This is a genomic window from Streptomyces carpinensis (assembly GCF_002154505.1).
Taxonomy (GTDB): domain Bacteria; phylum Actinomycetota; class Actinomycetes; order Streptomycetales; family Streptomycetaceae; genus Streptomyces; species Streptomyces carpinensis.
Genome location: NZ_MUBM01000521.1, coordinates 1 through 3,802 on the forward strand (window position 1 = coordinate 1; position 3,802 = coordinate 3,802).

Sequence of the window (3,802 nt, forward strand, 5' to 3'; positions counted from 1 at the left end):
GGTGAGCGCGGGGTGGGTGTGGGCGGCGTGGAGGAGGACGGCGGCGCCGCGGACGGCGGCGGTGTGGGGCGCCGCGACGGCCTTGAGGGGCGCGTGCAGCCGGCCGGTGAGGTGGTAGGTGATCTCCGGGCGCAGGGCGCCCCCGCCGGCCAGCAGCGCGCCCCGGTGCAGGGCGTCGAGGGTGAGCGACGTACGGTCCTGCCGCAGCATCGCGGTCACCATGCCGGCCACCGCCTCACTGATCTCCGCCGGGGTCGCGGTGTCCAGGTCGGTGGTGCCGAGCGCGGTGCGGCGGGCGTCGACGACGGCGCCGTCCGACAGCAGTACGACCTCGGTGAGATGGGCGCCGATGTCGACGACGAGCAGCGGCCGGGACAGGTCCGCGCCCGCGCCCAGCGCGACCGCCCGGGCGCTGGGAACGGTGAGCACACTGCGCGGCCGCAGCACCTCCACGGCCGCACGGGCCTCCGCGCGGTAGGCGACGCCGTCCAGCACGGGGGCGGTCACGACGACCAGCGGGCGGACGAAGCGGGGCAGGCGGTGGCCGAGCAGCCGGGCCAGCATCCGGGCGGTCCCCGGGGTGTCGACGATGGCGCCGCGCTGGATCGGGTACACCGCGCCGGCGCCCGGGAAGGTCACCGTGGGGACGTCCAGGACCAGGCCCCGGCCGCTGATCCACGCGCGCGTGCGGGCACTGCCCATGTCGAGGGCGACCCCGCAGCACTGCCGGCACAGCGGCCACGGCCGGTGGCGCACGGCGGAGCCGGCCGCGGCCCGGGACCGGCGGGTCGTGGTCACCGGCCGGCCTCCCTGACCTGCTGGCAGCGGGCGCAGTAGCGAGCCTGAGGCACTATCTCCAGCCGTTCCCGCGCGATGGGCCGCCGGCACAGGTGGCAGGCGCCGTAGCTGCCGTCGTCCATGCGGGCGAGGGCCGCCTCGACATCGGCGAGGACCATCCGGGCGGATGCCGCCAGCTTGACGCGGACCTCGACCTGCGAGGCGGCCTGCCGCTGGAGCACGGCGTCCGCGCGGGAGATGGCGGCGGCCGTGATCTCCCGCAGCTGCTCCTGCCGGAACCGGCGCTGCTCGCGCAGGTTCTCGCGGAGCGCGGCGAGGTCCTCGGGCGTCAGGTCCTCGGACGTCAGGTGTGTGTCGCGGTCGTCGATGATCTGGTTGTTCACCACTTCACCCCTTGGTCAGGGCGGGAGACGAGGGCCGGGAGGCGTGTGACGGGAGAAGAGCGGCGGAGGGTGGTCAGGCGGGCCGGCGCTGGCAGGCCACGCAGTGGCTCGTGTACGGGAGGATCTCCAGGCGTTCCACGGGGACCGGCTTGGCGCAGCCCCGGCAGATCCCGTAGGTGCCGTCCTCGATGCGGGCGAAGGCCTCGTCGATCTCCTTGAGCACCCTCTCGATGGCGTCCCTCTGCGCGGACATGAGGTGGTCGTCCGCCGTCTGGCCGGTCTCGGTCAGGGCCTGCAGCTGGACCAGCCGCGTGCCACGGGCGTGTTCGAGACGCTGTCGGGCCTCGTGAGCGGTCAGACGCTGCGGGCGGGGCCCGGTCCGGGCGGCGTCGAGCGACATGGCGGGTTCCTTTCGGTGCGGCCTACTGACTCCACCCTGGTCGCACGGGCGCCCGGATCCCATCGGGTCCAGACCCCATTTGCGTGAGGTCCAAAGACCCACTCCGCACCGGATGGGTAGGCCGTACCCCGCCGAAATGGGGGCCATGACCCATCGACCACACCGCCCGGAACGGGCAGGCTCGACGAGGAACAGGGCCCGCGACACGTCCGGGGTGCGTGATGCCCGACAGTGGAGGCAGACACGCACCAAGTGAGGAGGCGCGACCGGGTGTCCCTGTTCTGGCGGATCTTCGGGCTCAATGCCGTGGTGCTGGGTACGGCCACCGCGCTGCTGCTGTGGGCTCCGGTGACCGTGTCCGTACCGGTGGTGCTCACCGAGGCGGTCATCCTGGTGGGCGGCCTGGTCGTCATGCTGGTCGCCAACGCCGCGCTGCTGCGCTGGGGCCTGGCCCCGCTGGACCGGCTGACCAGGCTGATGACCACGGTCGACCTGCTGCGCCCCGGCCAGCGGCTCCCGGTGGACGGCGGCGGCGAGGTCACCGAGCTGATCCGCACCTTCAACGCCATGCTCGACCGGCTGGAGCACGAGCGGGCCACGAGCAGCGCCCGCGTGCTGCTCGCCCAGGAGGCCGAGCGGCGCCGTATCGCCCAGGAACTGCACGACGAGGTGGGACAGAGCATGACCGCGATCCTGCTGGCGCTCAAGCGGGCCGCGGACGAGGCCGAGGCCCCGCTGCGCGACGATCTGCACCAGGTGCAGGAGATCACCCGGGAGAGCCTGGACGAGGTCCGCCGACTGGTGCGCAGGCTGCGGCCCGGCGTTCTGGACGACCTCGGCCTGGTCAGCGCGCTGACCTCGCTCACCTCCGACTTCGCCACCCACACGGGGCTGAAGGTGGTGCGCCGCTTCGACGCCGACCTGCCCGCCCTGGAACCGGAGACGGAACTCGTCCTCTACCGCGTCGCCCAGGAGGGCCTGACCAACGCCGCCCGCCACGCGGACGCCGAACGCGTCGAGGTCGCCCTCACACGCGCCGAGGGCGCCGTGGTGCTGGACATCACCGACGACGGCCGGGGCATCAAGGCGGCGTGCGAGGGCGCCGGCATACGCGGCATGCGCGAGCGGGCCCTGCTCATCGGGGCCGCGCTGGACATCACCGACGCGCCCGGCACGGGTGGCGGCACCGGCCCCGGCAGCCACTCCCCCGGCACCCGCGTCCGGCTGACCGCGCCCGTCCCCGGCAATCCCAGGAAGCAGCCCTGACCATGGCCGACCACACCCCGACCAAGATCCGCATCCTGCTCGCCGACGACCACGCGCTGGTGCGCCGCGGAGTGCGGCTCATCCTCGACCAGGAACCGGACCTGGAGGTGGTCGCCGAGGCGGGTGACGGCGCGGAGGCCATCGAGATGGCCCGCGCCCAGGACGTCGACCTCGCCGTCCTGGACATCGCGATGCCCCGCCTGACCGGCCTCCAGGCCGCCCGCGAGCTGGCCGCCCTCAAGCCGGACCTGCGCGTGCTGATGCTCACCATGCACGACAACGAGCAGTACTTCTTCCAGGCGCTGAAGGCCGGAGCCAGCGGTTACGTGCTGAAGTCCGTCGCCGACCGCGATCTGGTCGCCGCCTGCCGGGCCGCGATGCGCGACGAGCCGTTCCTCTACCCCGGCGCGGTCACCGCCCTGATCCGCAACTACCTCGACCGGGTCCGCCACGGCGAGGAGACCCCCGACCAGGTGCTGACGCCCCGGGAGGAGGAGGTCCTGAAGCTGGTGGCGGAGGGGCACTCCTCCAAGGAGATCGCCGAGATCCTCTTCATCAGCATCAAGACCGTCCAGCGCCACCGCGCCAACCTGCTGCAGAAGCTGGGCCTGCGCGACCGTCTGGAGCTCACCCGGTACGCCATCCGCGCCGGCCTCGTCGAACCCTGACCGCACCCCCGCCCCACCTGAACCCGCACCCCACCGACCACCCGGGGCCCCGGCCGCCACTCCCCGGCCGGGGCCCCGGGTACGACGACCACGACCGAGCCCATACGAAGGGGGCGGTGCATGCACCGGGCGTCACGCGCCGCCGCCCCGAGGGCGTTCGCGCTGCTCACGGCCGTACTGCTCACCCTGCTGAGCCTGCTCGCCGGGCTCACCACGAGCGACACGGACGGCGCGCGGCCGGATCCGCCGGCCCTCGTCCACGCCGCCCCGGCCGCGGCCGTCCGTGT

General features: G+C 73.8%; 5 protein-coding genes. 2 read left to right on the forward strand and 3 right to left on the reverse strand.

Annotated features, from left to right (window positions below; translation table 11 throughout):
• From BZY54_RS45290 to BZY54_RS45300, 3 genes are all read right to left on the reverse strand, one after another.
• Nucleotides 1-798, reverse strand: a 798-nt coding sequence (locus BZY54_RS45290) for a rod shape-determining protein (RefSeq protein WP_086731185.1), incomplete at its 3' end; no start/stop codon positions are given.
• Nucleotides 795-1,184 (reverse strand): TraR/DksA family transcriptional regulator, encoded by a 390-nt coding sequence (locus BZY54_RS45295; protein WP_086731186.1) that lies wholly within the window; start codon nucleotides 1,182-1,184, stop codon nucleotides 795-797. The genes BZY54_RS45290 and BZY54_RS45295, both read right to left, overlap by 4 nt.
• Before the next feature lie 70 nt (nucleotides 1,185-1,254).
• Nucleotides 1,255-1,581, reverse strand: a complete 327-nt coding sequence (locus tag BZY54_RS45300; RefSeq protein ID WP_086731187.1) for a TraR/DksA C4-type zinc finger protein — start codon at nucleotides 1,579-1,581, stop codon at nucleotides 1,255-1,257.
• Nucleotides 1,582-1,851: 270 nt separating this feature from the next.
• On the opposite strand from BZY54_RS45300, the gene BZY54_RS45305 reads away from it, so the two are divergent.
• Both BZY54_RS45305 and BZY54_RS45310 read left to right on the forward strand, forming a co-directional pair.
• Nucleotides 1,852-2,847, forward strand: coding sequence for a HAMP domain-containing sensor histidine kinase (locus BZY54_RS45305; protein WP_086731188.1), 996 nt, complete (start codon nucleotides 1,852-1,854; stop codon nucleotides 2,845-2,847).
• 2 nt (nucleotides 2,848-2,849) lie between these two features.
• Complete coding sequence (locus BZY54_RS45310; RefSeq protein ID WP_086731189.1) at nucleotides 2,850-3,515, forward strand: response regulator; 666 nt, start codon at nucleotides 2,850-2,852, stop codon at nucleotides 3,513-3,515.
• The last annotated feature ends 287 nt before the right edge of the window (nucleotides 3,516-3,802 follow it).

What these genes read in the sequence shown, in the direction of transcription:
- BZY54_RS45310 (WP_086731189.1), top strand. Translation starts at nt 2,850, where the DNA reads ATGGCCGACCACACCCCGACCAAGATCCGCATCCTGCTCGCCGACGAC.
- BZY54_RS45300 (WP_086731187.1), bottom strand. Translation starts at nt 1,581, where the DNA reads ATGTCGCTCGACGCCGCCCGGACCGGGCCCCGCCCGCAGCGTCTGACC.